The 18,362-nt window shown below is 72.1% G+C and carries 14 protein-coding genes; 3 read left to right on the forward strand and 11 right to left on the reverse strand.

Translation table 11 applies throughout. The features are described 5' to 3' along the window. Positions 1-30: 30 nt before the first annotated feature. The 6 genes from AA0Z99_RS06495 to AA0Z99_RS06520 form a co-directional block, all read right to left on the reverse strand. A complete protein-coding gene (locus tag AA0Z99_RS06495) occupies positions 31-1,608 on the reverse strand; it encodes a Mur ligase family protein (protein ID WP_413320582.1) in 1,578 nt (525 codons plus the stop codon). Between the two features lie 110 nt (positions 1,609-1,718). Next, positions 1,719-3,506: a peptidoglycan D,D-transpeptidase FtsI family protein gene (locus tag AA0Z99_RS06500; protein ID WP_413320584.1), complete on the reverse strand. Its 1,788-nt coding sequence runs from the start codon at positions 3,504-3,506 to the stop codon at positions 1,719-1,721. 138 nt (positions 3,507-3,644) lie between these two features. Next, positions 3,645-4,319, reverse strand: coding sequence for a hypothetical protein (locus tag AA0Z99_RS06505; protein WP_413320586.1), 675 nt, complete (start codon positions 4,317-4,319; stop codon positions 3,645-3,647). Next, positions 4,316-5,326 (reverse strand): 16S rRNA (cytosine(1402)-N(4))-methyltransferase RsmH, encoded by a 1,011-nt coding sequence (rsmH, locus tag AA0Z99_RS06510; protein WP_413320588.1) that lies wholly within the window; start codon positions 5,324-5,326, stop codon positions 4,316-4,318. Before rsmH ends, AA0Z99_RS06505 begins: the two co-directional genes overlap by 4 nt. A 98-nt stretch (positions 5,327-5,424) precedes the next feature. Beyond that, positions 5,425-5,856: a division/cell wall cluster transcriptional repressor MraZ gene (gene mraZ, locus AA0Z99_RS06515; protein ID WP_413320590.1), complete on the reverse strand. Its 432-nt coding sequence runs from the start codon at positions 5,854-5,856 to the stop codon at positions 5,425-5,427. A gap of 386 nt (positions 5,857-6,242) precedes the next feature. Continuing rightward, the gene (locus AA0Z99_RS06520; RefSeq protein WP_413320592.1) at positions 6,243-6,623 is read right to left on the reverse strand and encodes a DUF3040 domain-containing protein; all 381 of its coding nucleotides are present in this window, start codon (positions 6,621-6,623) and stop codon (positions 6,243-6,245) included. A 72-nt stretch (positions 6,624-6,695) separates the two neighbouring features. Here AA0Z99_RS06520 and AA0Z99_RS06525 point away from each other — a divergent pair, with 72 nt between their 5' ends. After that, positions 6,696-7,808 carry a polyprenyl synthetase family protein gene (locus AA0Z99_RS06525; RefSeq protein ID WP_413320594.1) on the forward strand — a complete coding sequence of 371 codons (1,113 nt, stop codon included), beginning with the start codon at positions 6,696-6,698 and terminating at the stop codon, positions 7,806-7,808. A 13-nt stretch (positions 7,809-7,821) separates the two neighbouring features. Here AA0Z99_RS06525 and AA0Z99_RS06530 read toward each other — a convergent pair whose 3' ends face one another. Further along, positions 7,822-8,166, reverse strand: coding sequence for an Rv2175c family DNA-binding protein (locus AA0Z99_RS06530; protein WP_413320790.1), 345 nt, complete (start codon positions 8,164-8,166; stop codon positions 7,822-7,824). A 94-nt stretch (positions 8,167-8,260) separates the two neighbouring features. On the opposite strand from AA0Z99_RS06530, the gene pknB reads away from it, so the two are divergent. Further along, positions 8,261-10,183: a Stk1 family PASTA domain-containing Ser/Thr kinase gene (pknB, locus tag AA0Z99_RS06535; protein ID WP_413320596.1), complete on the forward strand. Its 1,923-nt coding sequence runs from the start codon at positions 8,261-8,263 to the stop codon at positions 10,181-10,183. 79 nt (positions 10,184-10,262) lie between these two features. On the opposite strand, the gene AA0Z99_RS06540 is transcribed toward pknB, so the two are convergent. Both AA0Z99_RS06540 and AA0Z99_RS06545 read right to left on the reverse strand, forming a co-directional pair. Further along, positions 10,263-11,660 (reverse strand): class II 3-deoxy-7-phosphoheptulonate synthase, encoded by a 1,398-nt coding sequence (locus tag AA0Z99_RS06540; protein WP_413320598.1) that lies wholly within the window; start codon positions 11,658-11,660, stop codon positions 10,263-10,265. Between the two features lie 61 nt (positions 11,661-11,721). Beyond that, positions 11,722-12,429, reverse strand: a complete 708-nt coding sequence (locus AA0Z99_RS06545; RefSeq protein ID WP_413320600.1) for a lysophospholipid acyltransferase family protein — start codon at positions 12,427-12,429, stop codon at positions 11,722-11,724. A 127-nt stretch (positions 12,430-12,556) separates the two neighbouring features. On the opposite strand from AA0Z99_RS06545, the gene AA0Z99_RS06550 reads away from it, so the two are divergent. After that, positions 12,557-14,392, forward strand: coding sequence for an AMP-dependent synthetase/ligase (locus AA0Z99_RS06550; RefSeq protein ID WP_413320602.1), 1,836 nt, complete (start codon positions 12,557-12,559; stop codon positions 14,390-14,392). A gap of 69 nt (positions 14,393-14,461) precedes the next feature. On the opposite strand, the gene AA0Z99_RS06555 is transcribed toward AA0Z99_RS06550, so the two are convergent. Next, positions 14,462-14,953 (reverse strand): peptide deformylase, encoded by a 492-nt coding sequence (locus tag AA0Z99_RS06555; RefSeq protein WP_413320604.1) that lies wholly within the window; start codon positions 14,951-14,953, stop codon positions 14,462-14,464. Beyond that, the gene (locus AA0Z99_RS06560) at positions 14,950-18,354 is read right to left on the reverse strand and encodes a pyruvate carboxylase (RefSeq protein ID WP_413320606.1); all 3,405 of its coding nucleotides are present in this window, start codon (positions 18,352-18,354) and stop codon (positions 14,950-14,952) included. Before AA0Z99_RS06560 ends, AA0Z99_RS06555 begins: the two co-directional genes overlap by 4 nt. Between the last annotated feature and the right edge of the window lie 8 nt (positions 18,355-18,362).

Consider the following 18,362-nt stretch of genomic DNA (forward strand, 5'->3'; position numbering starts at 1 on the left):
CCGTCTGCGGTGCCCGGCCCGTCGCGCGCATCACCGCGCGTCGCTCTCGCGGCGCTTGTCCGCGTCCGTCGCCCAGCCTGCTTCGCGGAGGGCGTGCCTGGCCTCGTCGCGCGCGACGAAGGGCTCGCGCACCCCCGCGACGTCGCGGTAGTCGGCATCGCCGGGCCCGGCCCACAGCACGGTGTCGCCCGGCCCCGCCTGCTCGATCGCGAGGCGGATCGCGGCCTCCTCGGGCGAGGCCTCCAGCACCGGCTTGTCGCCGGCAGCGGCGCGCGCACCGGCGAGCACCTGGGCGCGGATGCTCGCAGCATCCTCGGAGCGCGGGTTGAAGTCGGTGACGACCACGACATCGGCGAGCTCGGCCGCGATGCGACCCATGTCGGCGCGCTTGGTCGCGTCACGGTCGCCGTCCGCGCCGAAGACCATGATGAGCCGGCCCCGGGTGACGCGGCGCAGCGCGACGAGGGTCTGCTCGAAGGCGTCGGGGCTGTGGCCGTAGTCGACGAAGACCGCCGGTCCCTCGTCGCCCGAGACGCGCTCGATGCGGCCGGGCAGCGTCGGCCGCATGCCGCGATCGATCGCCTCCGCGACGCCCTCGATCTCGAAGCCGTCCTCCACGAGCATGAGGATGGCGATGGCCGCGTCGACCGCCATGTGCCGACCGATGAAGGGGATCTGCACCTCGATCGCGCCGCCGTCGATGCCCGTCAGCGTGAACGACGTGGACACGGGCGTCTCCTCCCAGATGTCGACGTGCCAGTCGGCCTGCCGGTCGGGGTCGCTCGTGACGGTGGTGACGGGGATGCGGCTGCGCTCGGCGACGCGCGAGCCCCAGTCGGTGTCGACGCACACCACGCCGCGCACCGCGCGGTCCGGTGTGAACAGCTCGAGCTTGACGTCGAAGTACGCCTCCATCGTGCCGTAGTCGTCGAGGTGGTCGTGGCTGAGGTTCGTGAAGGCCACGACGTCGAAGAGCACACCGTCGACGCGGTGGCGCTCGATGGCCTGCGCGCTCACCTCGAGCACGGCCGCGCGCACGCCGGCCTCCTGCATGCGGGCGAGCAGCGCGTGCAGCTCGCTCGCCTCGGGGGTGGTGAGCTTCGAGGTGACGACGAGGTCGCCGACGTGGCGCTCCGCCGTCGTCGAGAGGCCGGTGACGAAGCCGAGGTCGGCCAGCAGCCCCTCCAGCATGAACGCGGTGGAGGTCTTGCCGTTCGTGCCGGTGATGCCGAAGAGCTTCGGAGGGTGCTCGCCCGTGCGGTACACCCACGCGGCGATCTCTCCCAGCGCCGCGCGCGGGTCCTCGATCACGAGCGCCGGCACGGCGGTGCCGAGCAGCGCAGCGCCGGCCGCATCGGTGACGACGGCGACCGCGCCCCGCTCGACGGCGGCCGCGGCGAACTCCGCCCCGTGGCGGCGCGCGCCCGGCAGCGCCGCGAACAGGTCGCCGGGCTGCACGTCCGAGGAGTCGTTGGTGATGCCGGAGACCTCGACGCCATCGAGGTCGATGTCGAGGTCGAGGTCGAACTCGTCGACGAGGCCGGCGAGCGGTCGCGGTGCAGGGTGCTCCGGTCGCAGGATCCTCGGGGTCACGCCCGCCACGGACATCGTCTCCTCAGGGTGTCTGTCGGCCCGTCCGGGCCTGTGAAGTGTGTGTATGGGAGTGCGGGGCCGCCGCCGCTCGGCGCCGTCGGCGGCACCCGCCGACCGCCTCCGGCCTAGGGCTGCTCCGCCTGCCACTCCAGCGGGATGTCGGACGCCGGCGTCGTGCTGGGAGGGATGTCGTACTGGCGGATCAGGAGGTTCACCATATCGTGGAAGGCCGGGATGGCCCCACCGCTGGTGCGGTTGGTCTGCGGGCTGTCGAACAGCGTGACGACCACGAACTCGGGGTCGTCGACGGGGAACACGCCCGCGACCGAGATCATCATGCGGCTCGGGTCGTAGCCAGAGCCGTTCTCGAAGGCCATCTGCGCCGTGCCGGTCTTCGCGGCGATGCGGTAGCCCTCGATCGGGAACGTGTCGTAGCCGTAGTCGGTCACGACGTGCTCGAGCACCTCCAGCGTCTCCTGCGCGGTCTCAGCCGTCACGGCGCGCTCGCCCGCGGGCATCTCGGGCTCCACCACCTCGCCATCGGGCGTGGTGCAGCTCTCGATGAGGCGCACCGGCAGGTGCACGCCGTCGTTCGCGAGCGCCTGGTAGCCGGAGGCGAGCTGGATGGGCGTCGCCGAGAGGCCCTGGCCGAACAGCGAGGTCAGCTGCGTCTGCGGGTCGATCGTCCTCGGGTCGTGCAGCACGCCGCGCTGCTCGCCCGCGAAGCCGACGGCGGTGGGCTCGCCGAAGCCGAAGCGCTCGAAGGCGTCGTAGAGCTCGACCCGGTCGAGGTCCTCCGCGAGCCGCGACATGCCGGAGTTCGAGGAGTTCACGAGCACGCCGGCCGCCGTCCACTGCTCGACGCCGTGCGAGTGGGCATCCCGCACCCGCGCGCCCGCCGCCTCGTACACCCACGGCACGCTCAGCTCGTCGTCGGTCTCGATCAGGTCGAGCTCGAGCATCGTGGCGAAGGCGAAGGTCTTCCAGATCGACCCGGGCTCGTAGGCGGCGGTGAAGGCGCGCGAGCCGCGATCCTGCGATCGGGATGCGGTGGGCTCGTTGGGATCGACGGTGGGCGACTCGGCGACGGCCGCGACGGTGCCGTCGGTGCGCATCACGACCGTGGTGCCGCTGCGCGCCTGCAGCTGCGCGGTGTACTGCGCGGTCAGCTGCTGCACCTGGTACTGCAGGTCGGCGTCGATCGTGAGCTGCACGGTGCCGCCGTCGACCGCCGGGTCGGTGACCACCGAGCCGGGGATCGGCGTGCCGTCCGCCGAGCGGTCGAAGGTGCGCACGCCGGATCGCGCCGCGAGGCAAGCGTCGTGGCTGCGCTCGACGCCCGCGAGGGGCTCGCTCTGACCGGTGAAGCCCACGAGGTTGCCCGCGACCGCCCCGGCTGGGTAGACGCGCTGCGGGTGCAGGCGCAGGTAGACCCAGGAGATGCCGAGCTGCCGCACTGCCTCGTACTGCCGGGCGTCGAGCCCGCTCGAGAGCAGCAGGTAGTCGGAGTCCGGGTTGCGCTCGAGCTCTGCGTGGATGCGCGCCTGCAGGTCGTGCGGGTCGTCGCCGGTGATGGCCGCGAGCTGCATGAGCGCGTCCGCGACGCGCAGCCCGACGACCTCGCCGGCGTCGTTCGGCCGGGGGTCGAGCACGTACTGCGGCGAGACCGTGAGATCCCATCGATCGACGCTCTCGGCGAGCACGGCGCCGGTCGCGTCGACGATCGGCCCTCGGGCACCGAAGAGCGTCTGCGAGACGCCCCGCCGCCCGTCGGCCTCGGCGTTCAGCGCCTCCGCGCGCACGACCTGGATGTCGGCCAGCCGCACGACGAACGTCGCCAGCAGCGCGAAGGTCAGGATCGCCACGACCGTGGTGCGCACCTTCGTGTGCGCCCGCTTGGGCTTGATCGCCACCGTCACCTCCGCCTCTCGGACCCGCGCGAGCGAGCCTCACCTGCGTCGACCGCAGCGGTGCGGGCCCCGACGGGTCCGGTCGCTGCGACCACCTCGCACGCTACCGACGGCGTCGGCGTCCCCCGCGCCGCCACGCCCTCACTCCCCCGCAGTCGCGGGCAGCAGGGTGCCGGGCGTGGGCTGCTCGGCCTCCGGCGCCGCCGCGGGCGGAGCGGCGTCGGCCTCGGTCGTCGCCGCGGGAGCGGCGGCGCCCTCGCCCGGCGGCAGCAGCATGCCGGGGTGCGGGCGGATGGCCGCCTCCGCCACCTCGTGCACGACAGCCGCGGCCTGCGGCTGCGACTCGAGCAGCGCGTTCGGGACGTACATCCCGTGCTGGTCGAGCGCGGGCACCTGCATGTGCAGCGCATCCGGACCCCCCGCGGTGGCGGTGCCCGAGAGCGTCAGGAACTGCGAGGGCTGCCCGGCCAGCATGCCGAGCTCGTCGGCGGCGACCGCCACGTGCTGCGGCGATCCGAGCACCGCGACGTCCTCGGCGAGCGCCTGCTCGCTGCGCGCGAGCGAGCTCGACTCGCCCTGCAGCGCCGACAGCCGGTAGGCGCCCTCGCTGATGACGACCGTCAGGCCGAGCTGGGCGACGACGATGCCGGCGAGGCCCGCGAGCGCGAGCGCGCCGTGCACGAGGCGGGGCGCACGGCGCACGCTCGGCGTCGGCAGTGCCCGCAGGTGGCGGTCGAGCCCCGTCTCCTGCTGCGGCCCAGCGGTCTCCTGAGGCTCCGGCTGCGAGTGGATGCGTGCGATGGCAACGGCGCTCATGGCTGCTCCCCCTTGGTCGAGTGGGTCTGCGAACGGGTGGTGTCGGTGGGGCGGATCCGCTCGGCCGCGCGCAGGCGCACGGGCGCCGACCGCGGGTTGCGAGCGCGCTCGGCCTCGTCCGCGAGCTCCGCGCCCCGGACGAGCAGTCGCAGGTGCGGGGCGTGCTCCGGCAGCTCGACCGGCAGGTCGCGGGGTGAGGTGGAGCTCGCCGCGGCCTGCAGCGCACGCTTCACGATGCGATCCTCGAGCGACTGGTACGCGAGCACCACGAGGCGCCCGCCGAGCGCGAGCGCCTCGATCGCGGCGGGCATGGTGCGCTCCAGGATCGCGAGCTCCTGGTTGACCTCGATGCGCAGCGCCTGGAAGACGCGCTTCGCCGGGTGGCCCTGGTTCATGAGCGCGCGCGGCGTCGCCGCCTGCAGGATCTCGACCAGCTGCGCCGAGGTCTCGATCGGCGATGCGGCGCGCGCCGCCACGATGGCGCGGGCGTAGCGGTCGGCGAGCTTCTCGTCGCCGTAGACGCGGAACAGCCGGGAGAGCTCGCGATCGCTGCGCTCGGCGATGATCGTCGCGGCGGTCACGTCGCCCGCCTGGCCCATGCGCATGTCGAGCGGGGCGTCCTTGGCGTAGGCGAAGCCGCGGTCTGCGGCATCCAGCTGCAGGCTGGAGACGCCCAGGTCGAGCAGGATGCCGTCGGCCTGCTGCGCCCCGGCGGCCTCGACTGCCAGGTCGATGCGGTCGTAGGTGGTCTGGACCGGCAGGAAGCGGTCGCCGAATCGCGCCAGGCGCTCGCCCGCGAGGCGGATGGCGTCAGGATCGCGATCGATGCCGGCGACCACGAGGGTCGGGTGCGCAGCGAGCATCGCCTCGGTGTGGCCGCCCATGCCGAGCGTGCCGTCGACCACGACGGGCGCACGGCCGGCGGCCGCGGCCGCCTCGATGGCCGGCGCGAGCAGCTCGAGCGTGCGCTCGAGCATGACGGGGGTGTGCAGTTCGGATGCGTCCATGTCGTCTCCCTGCTCCGTCCCGGCCCCTGATCCCCATCCGCGCGACGCGACACCGGGGAAGGTGTGTCGCGGCGCCCAGCTGAGGGTCACGAGCCGGGTCAGAAGATGCCGGGGATCACCTCCTCCGTCGTGCTCGCGAAGTCGGCCTCCTTGGCCGCGTAGTACTCGTTCCACGCCGAGGTGTCCCAGATCTCGGCGCGGGTGCCGGCGCCGATGACGGTGAGCTCGCGGCCGAGGCCCGCGTAGTCGCGGAGGTTGGCCGGGATGGTCACGCGGTGCTGGCTGTCGGGCTGCTCGCTCGAGGCGCCGGAGAGGAACAGGCGCAGGAAGTCGCGCGCGCCGGCTGAGGTGAGCGGCGCCTGGCGGATCTGCTCGTGCACGCGCTCGAACTCCCGCACCGAGAAGACGTAGATGCACCGCTCCTGGCCGCGGGTGAGGACGAGGCCGCCCTCGAGCTCCTGGCGGAAGCGGGCGGGCAGGATCACGCGGCCCTTGTCGTCGAGCTTGGGGGTGTGCGTGCCGAGGAACACGTCGCCCCCTCTCGTCCGGCCTGCGAGATCCACCGGCGTCTGCCGATTCCCTCCACAGTACTCCACAACGCGCCACTATTCCCGAGAATGTGCGATCAGCAGCGGCGTGTTCCCAGGATTCACATGGGATGTCGCGGTGGAGGACTTCAGCGCTGCCGCGAGCGCACAGAGAGCCGCCGGCGGTCGCCGGCGCCGTGGAGCCGCTCACCGCTGCCGCACCGGCCGCTCGGGCGGGCCCGTGGAGGGAGGTGGAGGGACAGCGCAGGCAGCAGCGAGCGCGGAGCGCGGCGCCGCCGAGCGGGCGGCTCGACGCATCGCCCCCCGACCACGAAGAAGGACCGACCCTCGCGGGTCGGTCCTTCGTGTGGAGCGGAGTGGAGCGCCGCCTAGCGCTGCTGGTTGCGGTCGTCCCACTCCTGCGAGAGGCGATCCATCAGGCTCGGCCCCTGCTTCGTCGCGGTCGGCCCCTTCGTGGCGCCGCGCGCGGCGGCAGCCTCGTCGCCCGTGGCGGGCCGCGATGCCGACAGCGCCCAGAGCGCGCCGAGCACGGCCACGGCGAACCCGGCGACGCCGATGATCGCGAGCTTCATGCTCACGCCCACGACGATGAGCACCAAGCCGACGACGACACCGAGGAGCCCGACGGCCACCTTCGTGTAGTCGACGGTGCGCGGACCGGCTGACGTGCTGACGATGTCAGCCTCGTGCTTGTAGAGATTGCGCTCCATCTCGTCGAGCAGTCGCTGCTCGTGCTCGGAGAGGCCCATCTCGCACCCCCTTCACGTTCGACCGGTGCCGACGACAGTCTATGCACTCCGGCTGTCAATAGCATGTGTCTTGTGTCAGCACAGCAGCGCTTCGCCCAGGCCGTCGAGGCCTCGATCCACGACTACCTGGATGCGCGCGAGCAGGCGCTCGTCGACATCTCCCCCGACGCCGCGCCGCTGCTGCGGCTCGTGCGGGAGATGGTCTCCGGCGGCAAGCGCGTGCGCAGCGCCTTCGTGCTGTGGGGCTGGCACGCCGTCACGGCCGCGCGGCCGGACGCGGCCCGCACGGCGGGCACCGAGCAGGACCAGGGCTGGGCCGACGCCGTCGGTGTCGCGACGGCGATGGAGCTCTTCCACGCGGCGGCGCTCGTCCACGACGACATCATCGACCAGTCCGACACCCGCAGGGGCAGGCCGGCGATGCACCGCTCGCTCGAGGCGATGCACCGCGAGGGCCAGTGGGTCGGCGACGCCGCCCCCTGGGGCGAGCACGCCGCGGTGCTCGTCGGCGACCTGCTGCTCAACTGGGCCGACGACCGGATGCTCGGCGCCACCCGCGCCACCGCGAACGGCGACGCGGTGCACGACGCCTATCGGCGGATGCGCGAGGAGGTCACCTTCGGGCAGTACCTCGACGTGCTCGAGGAGGCGGCATGGATCCGGCAGGAGCCGGGTGCGCTGCTCGAACGCGCGCACACCGTCGCGATCTACAAGTCGGCCAAGTACTCGGTGGAGGCGCCGCTGACGCTCGGCGCACTGCTCGGCGGCGCGGACGAGGGCCAGCTCGAGGCGCTCGCCGGCTACGGGCTGCCGGTCGGCGTCGCGTTCCAGATGCGCGACGACCTGCTGGGCGTCTTCGGCGATCCCGAGGTCACCGGCAAGCCCGCCGGCGACGACCTGCGGGAGGGCAAGCGCACCGTGCTGATCGAGATCGCGCGGCAGCGCCTCTCCTCCGGGGTGCGCACGATGCTCGACGAGCTGCTGGGCGACCGCGACCTCGACGAGCGGCAGATCGCGATCCTGCAGGACGCGATCCAGCGCTCGCAGGCACCGGAGCGGCTGGAGACCATGATCGACCGCGCCGTCGGCGAGGCGCTCGAGGCGCTGCACGAGGGTCGGCTGTCGCGCTCGGCCGTGCTCGAGCTCGAGCGGCTCGCCGACACGCTCGCGCGCCGCGACCGCTAGCCGCGCCGCGTCCTCAGCCCTGCGTCTGGGCCACTCGCCGCACCTCGGCCTTGCGGTTCTGCTTGAGCGCCTCGAGCGGCGTCGTGCCGAGGGCGTCGTCGACATCGATCAGCCAGTCGATCGCCTCGTCCTCCGTGAGCCCGAGGTCGAGCAGCACGAGCAGCGTGCCGCGCACCTCCGACATCGGCTCGCCGTCGCGCAGCACAGCGGCGGGCACCTGCACGGGGCCGTTGCGCCGGGTCGCCGGCAGGCGGTGCTCCTCGATGAGGCGGTGGATGCGCCCCACGGGCTCGCCGAGGAGCTCCACGAGGTCGGGGACGGTGAGCCAGGCGTGCTCCGGGTTCGCGGTGTCGTGCATCACGCATCCATCATGCCGTGCTCGCGGGCAGCGTGTCGCGCGGCGGACGGCGTGGAGCACGGCCTTCTCGCCCCCCAGCGCCTAGTCTCGCTGCGTGACTGCCGACTCCCGCGACCCCGTCATCGGGCGCACGATCGATCGTCGGTACGAGGTCGGCGACCGGATCGCTCGCGGCGGCATGGCGAGCGTCTACGAGGGCGTCGACCTGCGGCTCGACCGGAAGGTCGCCGTCAAGGTCATGCACCCGCACCTGGGCGACGACCCCGACTTCCGCGAGCGCTTCATCCAGGAGGCGAAGGCCGCGGCGCGGCTCGCGCACCCCAACGTCGTGAACACCTACGACCAGGGCGAGGAGGGCGATCTCGCCTGGCTCGTCATGGAGCTCGTGCCGTCGATCACCCTGCGCGACCTGCTCGCCGAGCGCGGCCGCATCACCCCCGAGCAATCGCTCGACGTGCTCGAGGCCGTGCTGGCGGGACTCGCCGCGGCGCACCGCGCCGGCATCGTGCACCGCGACCTGAAGCCCGAGAACATCCTGCTCGCGCACGACGGGCGCATCAAGATCGGCGACTTCGGGCTCGCGCGCGCGGCGACCGCGAACACCGCGACCGGGAAGGCGCTGCTCGGCACGATCGCCTACCTCTCCCCCGAGCTCGTCACGCGCGGCATCGCCGACGCCCGCAGCGACATCTACGCCGTCGGCATCATGCTCTTCGAGATGCTGACGGGCACGCAGCCCTTCACGGGCGACGAGCCGATGCAGATCGCCTTCCAGCACGCCAACGACGCGGTGCCACTGCCCTCGAGCGCGGCGCACGGGATCCCCGAGGCTCTCGACGGGCTCGTGCACTGGGCGACGCAGCGCGACGCGAACCTGCGCCCCGCCGACGCCGGCGAGATGCTCGCGGAGCTGCACGCGATCCGCGAGCGCGGCATCGACACCCCGACGACGGTGCTGCCGTTCCTCACCGAGGACGACCGCTCGACGACCGTCATCGAGCGCCCCAAGCGGCAGCGCCGGCCGATCGCCGCCGAGCCGGAGGTCGTGCAGGATGCCGGCGACGGCGTCGCCACCACCGCGCTCGCACGACGCGTGACGGTGCGGCGACGGCGCGGCATCCTGTGGCTCGCGCTCGTGCTCATCGGCGCGCTCGCGGCAGCAGGCGTCGGCTGGTGGTTCAACCTCGGGCCCGGCGGCGACACGACGGTGCCGGAGGTCGCCGGCGAGAGCCGGGACGCGGCGGTCGCCCTGCTGGCGGACGCGGGCATCGAGGTCGCCGAGACCGTCGAGCAGCCCGACTACGACGTGCCGCGCGGCACGGCGCTGCACACCTCGCCCCCGGTGGGGACGGTGCTCGGCAGGGGCGAGAGCGTGCAGCTCGTGCTCTCCTCAGGGCGCCGGCAGCTGCCGCTCCCCGAGGTCGCCGGCCTGCCCCAGGAGCAGGCGCGCGACGCCATCGAGGCGGCCGAGTTCCGCGTCGCCGAGCGTGGGGACTCGCTCTTCGACGACAGCGAGGCGGGCACGGTGCTGGCAGGCTTCGCCCCCGACGGCACCCCCATCGTCGAGCTCGAGGCGCTCGAGGAGCGCTCCGAGATCGCCCTGCGCGTCTCGCTCGGACCCGTCCCCGCTGCGGCTGGCCAGCCCGCCGACGAGGCGCGCGCCGCCCTCGAGGCCGCTCGCCTCATCGCCGACTTCTCCGCCGAGGAGCACTCGGCGGAGGTGCCCGTCGGGCACCTCATCAGCGTCACCGTCCCCGAGGGCGCCGTGCGGCAGGGCGCCACCATCACCGGCGTCGTCTCGCTCGGGCCCGAGCTGGTCGAGGTGCCGGATGTCGTCGGCCGCCCCGTCGAGGAGGCGCTGCAGCTCCTCCGCGACGCTCGACTGGTGCCCGACCTGCAGACCGGCATCCCCGAGCAGCTCTGGGGCGTGCCTGGGATGGACATCGTCTCGCAGGAGACCGAGCCCGGCACGATGGTCGAGGTCGACTCGACCGTCGTGCTCACCGCGACCTTCTAGACCCCGCCCGCACGCGGCCCGGCTGTGCGCTGAGCGCACGAGCCGGCTCGGCGGTGCGCGCGACGCCGCCGCGGCGCCCTTACGCGCGGGAGGCGGAGCGCAGCTCCTCGGCGACGAGGAACGCCAGCTCGAGCGACTGCATGTGGTTGAGGCGGGGGTCGCAGAGCGACTCGTAGCGGCTCTCGAGCGCGAGCTCGTCGATCGCCTCCGAGCCGCCGAGGCACTCGGTCACGTCGTCGCCCGTGAGCTCGACGTGGATGCCGCCCGGGAAGGTGCCCACCTGCTTGTGCGACTCGAAGAAGCCGCGCACCTCGTCCACCACGTCGTCGAAGCGGCGCGACTTGTAGCCGTTCTTCGTCGTGATGCCGTTGCCGTGCATCGGGTCGGTCACCCACAGCGGCGTCGACTCGAGCGACTTCGATGCCTCGAGCAGGCCCGGGAGCACGTCGCGGATGCGACCGGCGCCCATCCGGGTGATGAAGGTCAGGCGGCCCGGCTCGCGCTCGGGGTCGAGCTTGTCGACGAGCGCCTCCATGTCTGCGGGCGTCGTCGTCGGTCCGAGCTTCACGCCGATGGGGTTGCGCACCCGCGAGAAGAAGTCGACGTGCGCACCATCGAGCTCGCGCGTGCGCTCCCCGATCCACTGGAAGTGGCTCGAGGTGTTGTACGCCAGCCCGGTGCGCGAGTCGATGCGCGTCATCGGGCGCTCGTAGTCCATCAGCAGGCCCTCGTGGCCGGTGAAGAACTCCACGCCCTTGAGCTCGTCGAAGTTCGCGCCGGCGGCCTCCATGAAGCGCACGGCGCGGTCGATCTCGCCTGCGAGCGCCTCGTAGCGCGCGAAGGAGGGGTTCTGCGCGAAGCCCTTGTTCCAGGAGTGCACCTGCCGCAGGTCGGCGAAGCCTCCCTGCGTGAACGCGCGCACGAGGTTGAGGGTCGAGACGGCCATGTGGTAGCCGCGCAGGATGCGCTCCGGGTCCGCGGCCCGCGACTCGGGCGTGAACTCGTAGCCGTTGACGATGTCCCCGCGGTAGGCCGGCAGCGTCAGGTCGCCGCGCGTCTCGGTGTCGCTCGAGCGCGGCTTCGCGAACTGCCCGGCCATCCGCCCCATCTTGATGACGGGCATCGCGGCGCCGTAGGTGAGCACGACCGCCATCTGCAGGATGGTCTTCACCCGGTTGCGGATGTTGTCGGCCGTCGCGCCGGCGAAGGTCTCGGCGCAGTCGCCTCCCTGCAGCAGGAAGGCCTCGCCGCGCGCGGCGGCAGCGAGGCGGTCGCGCAGCTGGTCGACCTCACCGGCGAACACCAGCGGCGGGGCGCTGCGCAGCTCGCGGCGCACGCGGTCGATCGCAGCCTCGTCGAGCCACGCCGGCTGCTGCCTGATGGCCAGCGAGCGATAGGCGTCGAGGCCCCGCTCGATCGAGACGGGGTCGGCGGAGCCGCTCCCGGTGACCTCGGGGTTGGCGATCGTGTCAGTCATGCATGCCTCAATGCTCAGCGGCGCGAGTGCGCCGCGGATCAGTCTACTGAGATGGGATGCGTCAGCGGCGCGAGGCGAGCGCCTTGCGCTCCGCCTCGACGCGCGCCTTCACGCTCGAGGCGTAGACGTCGACGTACTCCTGGTCGGAGAGCCGGTTGAGGCTCACCATGATCTCGTCCGTGATGGAGCGGAGCACGAAGCGGTCGCCCTCGAGGTTGTAGTAGCGGGAGAAGTCGATCGGCTCGCCGAAGATCATGCCGATGCGGCCCACCCGCGGCAGGCGGCGGCCGATGGGCATGATCTTCTCGGTGTCGACCATCACGCACGGGACCACCGGCACGCGGGCGTCGAGCACCATGCGGGCGACGCCGGTGCGGCCGCGGTAGAGCTTGCCGTCGGGGCTGCGGGTGCCCTCGGGGTAGATGCCGATGAGCTGCCCCTCCTGCAGCTTCTGGAGCGCGGCGTCCAGGCTCTGCGAGCTGCGCTCGCCGCCGGAGCGATCGATCGGCAGCTGGCCGATGGCGAGGAAGAACCAGCGGATCAGCTTGCCCTTGACGCCCTTGCCGTCGAAGTAGTCGGACTTCGCCAGGAAGTAGACGCGGCGATCGAGCGCGAGCGGCATGAGGAAGGAGTCGATGACCGAGAGGTGGTTGCCGGCGATGATCGCGCCGCCCTGCTCCGGCAGGTTGTCGAGCCCGACGACCCAGGGTCGGAACACGCGCGTCATGTACGGGCCGACGACCCAATGCCGCAGCAGCCAGTAGATCATCGCCACCTCCTCGGTGCATCGAGCCTAGGGCAGTCGGTGGCTCTCGACAGACATGCGCGCCGTGAGGGATCCTCGGCAGCCTCGACCGTAGACTGACGCACAACGCACGAACGCCGAAGGAGTCCCAGTGCCTCAGTTCACCGCCCCAGAGGGTGTCATCCCTCCTGTCGTCGCCCCCGACCCGGACGCGAACATCACGGACCTCCTGGAGGACACCGTCGCCGCGCACCCCGAGCTGGCACTGTTCTCCGTCCCCGACGGCGAGGGCTGGCGAGACATCTCCGCGAGCGAGTTCCGACGCCGCGTCATCGAGCTGGCCAAGGGCTTCGTCGCCGCCGGCGTGCAGCCGGGCGACGCCGTCGGCTTCATGTGCAAGGTGCGGTACGAGTTCTCGCTGGTCGACTTCGCGCTCTTCTACGCCGGCGCGCACATGGTGCCCGTGTACGAGACCTCCGCACCGTCGCAGATCCAGTGGATCCTCTCGGACAGCGGGGCATCGCGCGTGATCCTCGAGGACGCCGACCTGGTGTCGCGCTTCGACGAGGCGCACGGCGACCTCCCCGCCATCGCCGACGTGTGGCGCATCGACCGCGGCGACCTCGAGCGGCTGGTCGAGCAGGGCAAGGAGGTCTCGGACGACGAGATCCACGGCCGCCGCAGCGCAGCGGTCGGCAGCGACCTCGCCACCCTCATCTACACCTCCGGCTCCACCGGCCGGCCCAAGGGCACCATCCTCACCCACTCGAACTTCGTCGAGCTCTGCCGCAACGCGAAGGTCGAGATGGCGGAGGTCGTGGCCCCGGGGTCGTCGACGCTGCTGTTCGTGACCCAGGCCCACGTGTTCGCGCGCTTCATCTCGATCCTCGCGGTGGCGGCGGGCGTGCGCGTCGGGCACCAGGCCGACACCACGAAGCTGCTGCCGGCGATGTCGTCGTTCAAGCCCACGTTCTTCCTCGCCGTGCCGCGCGTGTTCGAGAAGGTCTACAACGCGAGCGAGCAGAAGGCCGAGGCCGGCGGGAAGGGCAACATCTTCCGGGCAGCGGCCAAGGCCGCGGTGGAGCACTCGAAGGCGCTCGACGCCGGCAAGGTGCCGCTGGGCCTCAAGCTGCGCTTCGCGGCGCTCGACGCGCTGGTGCTGAAGAAGCTGCGCGTGGCCCTCGGCGGCAACGTCAAGTACGCCGTCTCCGGCTCCGCGCCGCTCGGCTCCTTCCTCGCGCACTTCTACCGCTCGCTCGGGATCCGCATCCTGGAGGGCTACGGCCTCACCGAGACGACGGCGCCGCTCACGGTCAACGTGCCCTCGAAGTTCAAGATCGGCACCGTCGGGCCCGCGCTGCCGGGCAACGGCGTCAAGATCGCCGAGGACGGCGAGATCCTCGGCAAGGGCTTCGCCGTCTTCCAGGGCTACTGGAACAACGAGGAGGCCACGCGCGAGTCGTTCACCGAGGACGGCTGGTTCCACACGGGCGACATCGGTCAGCTCGACGCCGACGGCTACCTCACCATCACCGGCCGCAAGAAGGAGATCATCGTCACCGCCGCCGGCAAGAACGTCGCGCCGAACGTGCTCGAGGATCCCATCCGCTCGAACACCATCATCGGCCAGCCGGTCATCGTCGGCGACCAGCGCAAGTTCATCGCCGCGCTCATCACCCTCGACGCCGAGATGCTCGCCACGTGGCTGAAGAACAACGGCCACGACGCCTCGATGTCGCTCGAGCAGGCCGCGGCCTACCCGCCGGTCATCGACGAGGTGCGCTCGGCGATCCAGCGGGCGAACAAGCAGGTCTCGCGCGCCGAGTCGGTGCGCAAGTTCACGATCATCCCCGTCGAGTTCATCGAGGCCAACGGCCACCTGACGCCGAAGATGTCGATCAAGCGCCACAACATCCTCAAGGACTTCGAGGCGCAGATCGAGGACATCTACGCGTCCAACTCGACGGCGCACGACGTCGGGGAGTGACGACCGCCTGACGCGCAGACGAGGGATGCCCCGGGCCGCGGCCCGGGGCATCCCTCGTCTGCGCCGCGCTCAGTACCAGGCGGCCTTGCGCACCTCGGCCATCGCGACCGAGCGCATGTCCTTCTCGAGCGCCTGCAGGTAGAGCCTGCCGTCGAGGTGCGCCACCTCGTGCTGCAGCATCTGCGCCATCAGCCCCTCACCCTCGACCACCAGCTCGTCGCCGGCGAGGTCGACGCCGATCACGCGGCAGAAGGGGTGCCGCGGGGTCGGGAAGCCGAGCTCCGGCACCGAGAGGCAGCCCTCGTCGACGAGCTCTGGCTCGCCGCGCACCTCGTCGATGCGGGGGTTCAGCACGTAGCCGAGCCGGCCGTCGACCAGGAACGAGAAGGCAGCCTTCGCGACGCCGATCTGGTTTGCTGCGACGCCGGCTCGTCCGGGCACCTGCACGGTGTCGAGCAGATCCTGCACGAGCGCCGCGGTGGCAGGTGCCGTCGGGTCGACGGGGGTCGCGCGCTCGCGCAGCACCGGGTCGCCGAACACCCGGATCTCGCGGACGCTCACGCCGGCTTCACCACCGCGATGAGGTCACCGGCCTCCACGGGCGTCGTACCGGTGAGCGCGAGGCGCTCGACGGTGCCTGCGACCGGGGTCGTGATCGCCGCCTCCATCTTCATCGCCTCGATCGTGGCGACCGCGTCGCCGGCGGCGAGCACGTCGCCCACGGCGGCCTTGACGGTGACCGCCCCGGCGAACGGGGCCGCGACCTGGCCCGGCACCGACGCATCCGCCTTCTCGACCTGCGGCTTGTCGACGGTCACGGAGCGGTCGCGCACGTAGACGGGGCGCAGCTGGCCGTTCAACACCGTCATCACGGTGACGATGCCGTCGTCGTCGGGCTGGCCGACCGCCTCGAGCTCCACGTTGAGGGTGACGCCGCGGCCGATGCCGACCTGGTGCTCCTCCCCCGCCTGCATGCCGTAGAGGTAGTCGATCGTGTCGACGACCGAGAGGTCGCCGTAGAGCCGACGGCTCTCGTCGAAGGCCTTCGTCGGGCCGGCGAAGAGCAGCTCGTTGAGCGCGTGCTGGCGGTCGGCGCCCCGCTCCTGGAGCCGCGCAGCCTGGGCAGGCTCGAGCGGCGTGACCGAGATGTCGACGTCGCGGCCCTCGAGCACCTTCGAGCGGAAGGGCTCCGGCCAGCCGCCCGGCAGGTCGCCGAGCTCGCCGGCCATGAAGCCGATCACCGAGTCCGGGATGTCGTACTTGCGGGGGTCCCGCTCGAAGTCGTCGGGGTCGACGCCCTGCGCCACGAGCTGCAGCGCGAGGTCGCCGACGACCTTCGACGAGGGGGTCACCTTCGTCGGGCGGCCGAGGATGCGCGAGGCGGCCGCGTACCAGTCCTCGATCTTCTCGAAGTCGTCGGCGAGGCCGAGCGCGATCGCCTGCTGGCGCAGGTTGGAGAGCTGGCCCCCGGGGATCTCGTGGTGGTAGACGCGGCCGGTGGGGCCCGGCAGGCCCGACTCGAACGGCTTGTAGAGGCGGCGCACGGCCTCCCAGTAGGGCTCGAGGTCGCTGACGGCGGAGAGCGAGAGGCCCGTGTCGCGCTCGGTGTGCGCGACGGCGGCGACCAGCGCGGAGAGCGAGGGCTGGCTCGTGGTGCCCGCCATCGCCGCGCTCGCGACGTCGACCGCGTCGACACCCGCCGCGGAGGCGGCGAGCAGCGTGGCGAGCTGCCCCCCGGCGGTGTCGTGCGTGTGCAGGTGCACGGGCAGGTCGAAGCGCTCGCGCAGCGCCGCCACGAGCTTCGTCGCAGCGCCCGCGCGCAGCAGCCCCGCCATGTCCTTGATCGCCAGCACGTGCGCGCCCGCGTCGACGATGCGCTCCGCGAGCCCGAGGTAGTAGTCGAGCGTGTAGAGATCCTCGGCCGGATCGAGCATGTCGCCCGAGTAGCACAGCGCCACCTCGGCCACCGTCGAGCCCGTCTCGAGCACCGCGTCGATCGCCGGGCGCATCTGGTCGACGTCGTTGAGCGCGTCGAAGATGCGGAAGATGTCGATGCCGGTGGCCGCGGCCTCGTCGACGAAGGCGTTCGTCACCTCGGTCGGGTAGGGCGTGTAGCCGACGGTGTTGCGGCCTCGCAGCAGCATCTGGAGCGGGATGTTCGGCATCTCCTCGCGGATGCGCGACAGGCGCTCCCACGGGTCCTCACCGAGGAACCGCAGCGCCACGTCGTAGGTCGCGCCTCCCCACGCCTCCATGGAGAGCAGCTGCGGCGTCATGCGCGCGACGTGCGGGGCGACCGCGACGAGGTCGGCCGTGCGCACGCGGGTGGCGAGGAGCGACTGGTGCGCGTCGCGGAAGGTGGTCTCGGTGACCGCGAGCGAGGTGCGCTGGCGGAGCGCATCCGCCCACCCCTGCGGGCCGAGCTCCTGCAGCCGCTGGCGCTCGCCGTCGGGCGCGGGCGCCTCGAGGTCGATCGCCGGCAGCTTGATCGCCGGGTTGATGACGCCGTCGGCCGAGCCGTGGGGCTTGTTGACCGTGACGTCGGCCAGCCAGGACAGCACCTTCGAGGCGCGATCCTTCGGCGGGTTGATGCGGGTGAGCTCGGGGTGCTCGTCGATGAAGTGCGTCGAGACGTCGCCGGCTCGGAACTCCTCGTTGTCGAGCAGGTTGAGCAGGAACGGGATGTTCGAGGCGACGCCGCGGATGCGGAACTCGCTCACGGCGCGGTGGGCGCGGCGGATCGCGGTGTCGAGGTCGCGGCCGCGGCACGTGACCTTCGCGAGCATGGAGTCGAAGTGCGGGCTGACCTCGGTGCCGGGGTTGATCGTGCCGCCGTCGAGGCGCACGCCCGCGCCGCCGGGCGAGCGGTAGGCGGTGATGCGGCCGGTGTCCGGTCGGAAGCCGTCGGCGGGGTTCTCGGTGGTGACGCGGCACTGGAGCGCAGCCCCGTGCATCGAGATCTGATCCTGCAGCAGGCCGAGGTCGGCGAGGCTCTCCCCCGCCGCGATGCGGATCTGGCTGCCCACCAGGTCGACGTCGGTGATCTCCTCGGTGACGGTGTGCTCGACCTGGATGCGCGGGTTCATCTCGATGAACACGTGCTCGCCGGCGCGCTCGCCGGCCGTGTCGAGGAGGAACTCGACCGTGCCGGCGTTGACGTAGCCGATCGACCGCGCGAAGGCCACGGCGTCGCGGTACAGCGCCTGGCGCTGCTCGTCGCTCAGGTTGGGCGCCGGGGCGAGCTCGACCACCTTCTGGTGGCGGCGCTGCACCGAGCAGTCGCGCTCGAACAGGTGCACGGTCTCGCCGCTCGCGTCGGCGAGGATCTGCACCTCGATGTGGCGAGGGCGCACGACCGCCTGCTCGATGAACATCGTGGCATCGCCGAAGGCGCTGTCGGCCTCTCGCATGGCGGCCTGGAGCGCATCCTTGAGATCCTCGCGTCGCTCCACCAGCCGCATCCCGCGGCCGCCGCCGCCGGCGACGGCCTTGCAGAAGACGGGGAAGCCGATCTCGTCCGCCCCCGCGAGCAGCGCGTCGACGTCGGTCGTGGCCGGCGTCGACCGCAGCACGGGCACGCCCGCGGCGATGGCGTGCTCCTTGGCGGTGACCTTGTTGCCCGCCATCGCGAGCACCGAGGGCCCGGGGCCCACGAAGGTGATGCCGGCAGCGGCCGCCGCCGTGGAGAGCTCGGGGTTCTCGCTCAGGAAGCCGTAGCCGGGGTAGATCGCATCCGCACCCGCGTCCTGCGCGACCCGGATGATCTCGCTCACGCTCAGGTACGCGCGCACCGGGCGGCCGGGCTCGCCGATCTGGTACGCCTCGTCGGCCTTCTGGCAGTGGAGCGAGTTGCGGTCTTCGTGGGCGTAGACCGCGACCGTCTTGATGCCGAGCTCGTTCGCTGCTCGGAAGGCACGGATCGCGATCTCGCCGCGGTTGGCGACGAGCAGCTTCTTGAACATGCAGGAGA

The sequence above is a fragment of the Agrococcus phoenicis genome, from assembly GCF_047302415.1.
GTDB lineage: Bacteria > Actinomycetota > Actinomycetes > Actinomycetales > Microbacteriaceae > Agrococcus.

Bases quoted from the DNA above. Each gene is read 5' to 3' on its own strand.
- AA0Z99_RS06540 (WP_413320598.1), bottom strand. From the start codon at position 11,660: ATGACTGACACGATCGCCAACCCCGAGGTCACCGGGAGCGGCTCCGCC.
- AA0Z99_RS06520 (WP_413320592.1), bottom strand. From the start codon at position 6,623: ATGGGCCTCTCCGAGCACGAGCAGCGACTGCTCGACGAGATGGAGCGC.
- rsmH (WP_413320588.1), bottom strand. From the start codon at position 5,326: ATGGACGCATCCGAACTGCACACCCCCGTCATGCTCGAGCGCACGCTC.
- AA0Z99_RS06530 (WP_413320790.1), bottom strand. From the start codon at position 8,166: ATGCACGACACCGCGAACCCGGAGCACGCCTGGCTCACCGTCCCCGAC.
- AA0Z99_RS06505 (WP_413320586.1), bottom strand. From the start codon at position 4,319: ATGAGCGCCGTTGCCATCGCACGCATCCACTCGCAGCCGGAGCCTCAG.
- AA0Z99_RS06545 (WP_413320600.1), bottom strand. From the start codon at position 12,429: ATGATCTACTGGCTGCTGCGGCATTGGGTCGTCGGCCCGTACATGACG.
- AA0Z99_RS06560 (WP_413320606.1), bottom strand. From the start codon at position 18,354: ATGTTCAAGAAGCTGCTCGTCGCCAACCGCGGCGAGATCGCGATCCGT.
- AA0Z99_RS06495 (WP_413320582.1), bottom strand. From the start codon at position 1,608: ATGTCCGTGGCGGGCGTGACCCCGAGGATCCTGCGACCGGAGCACCCT.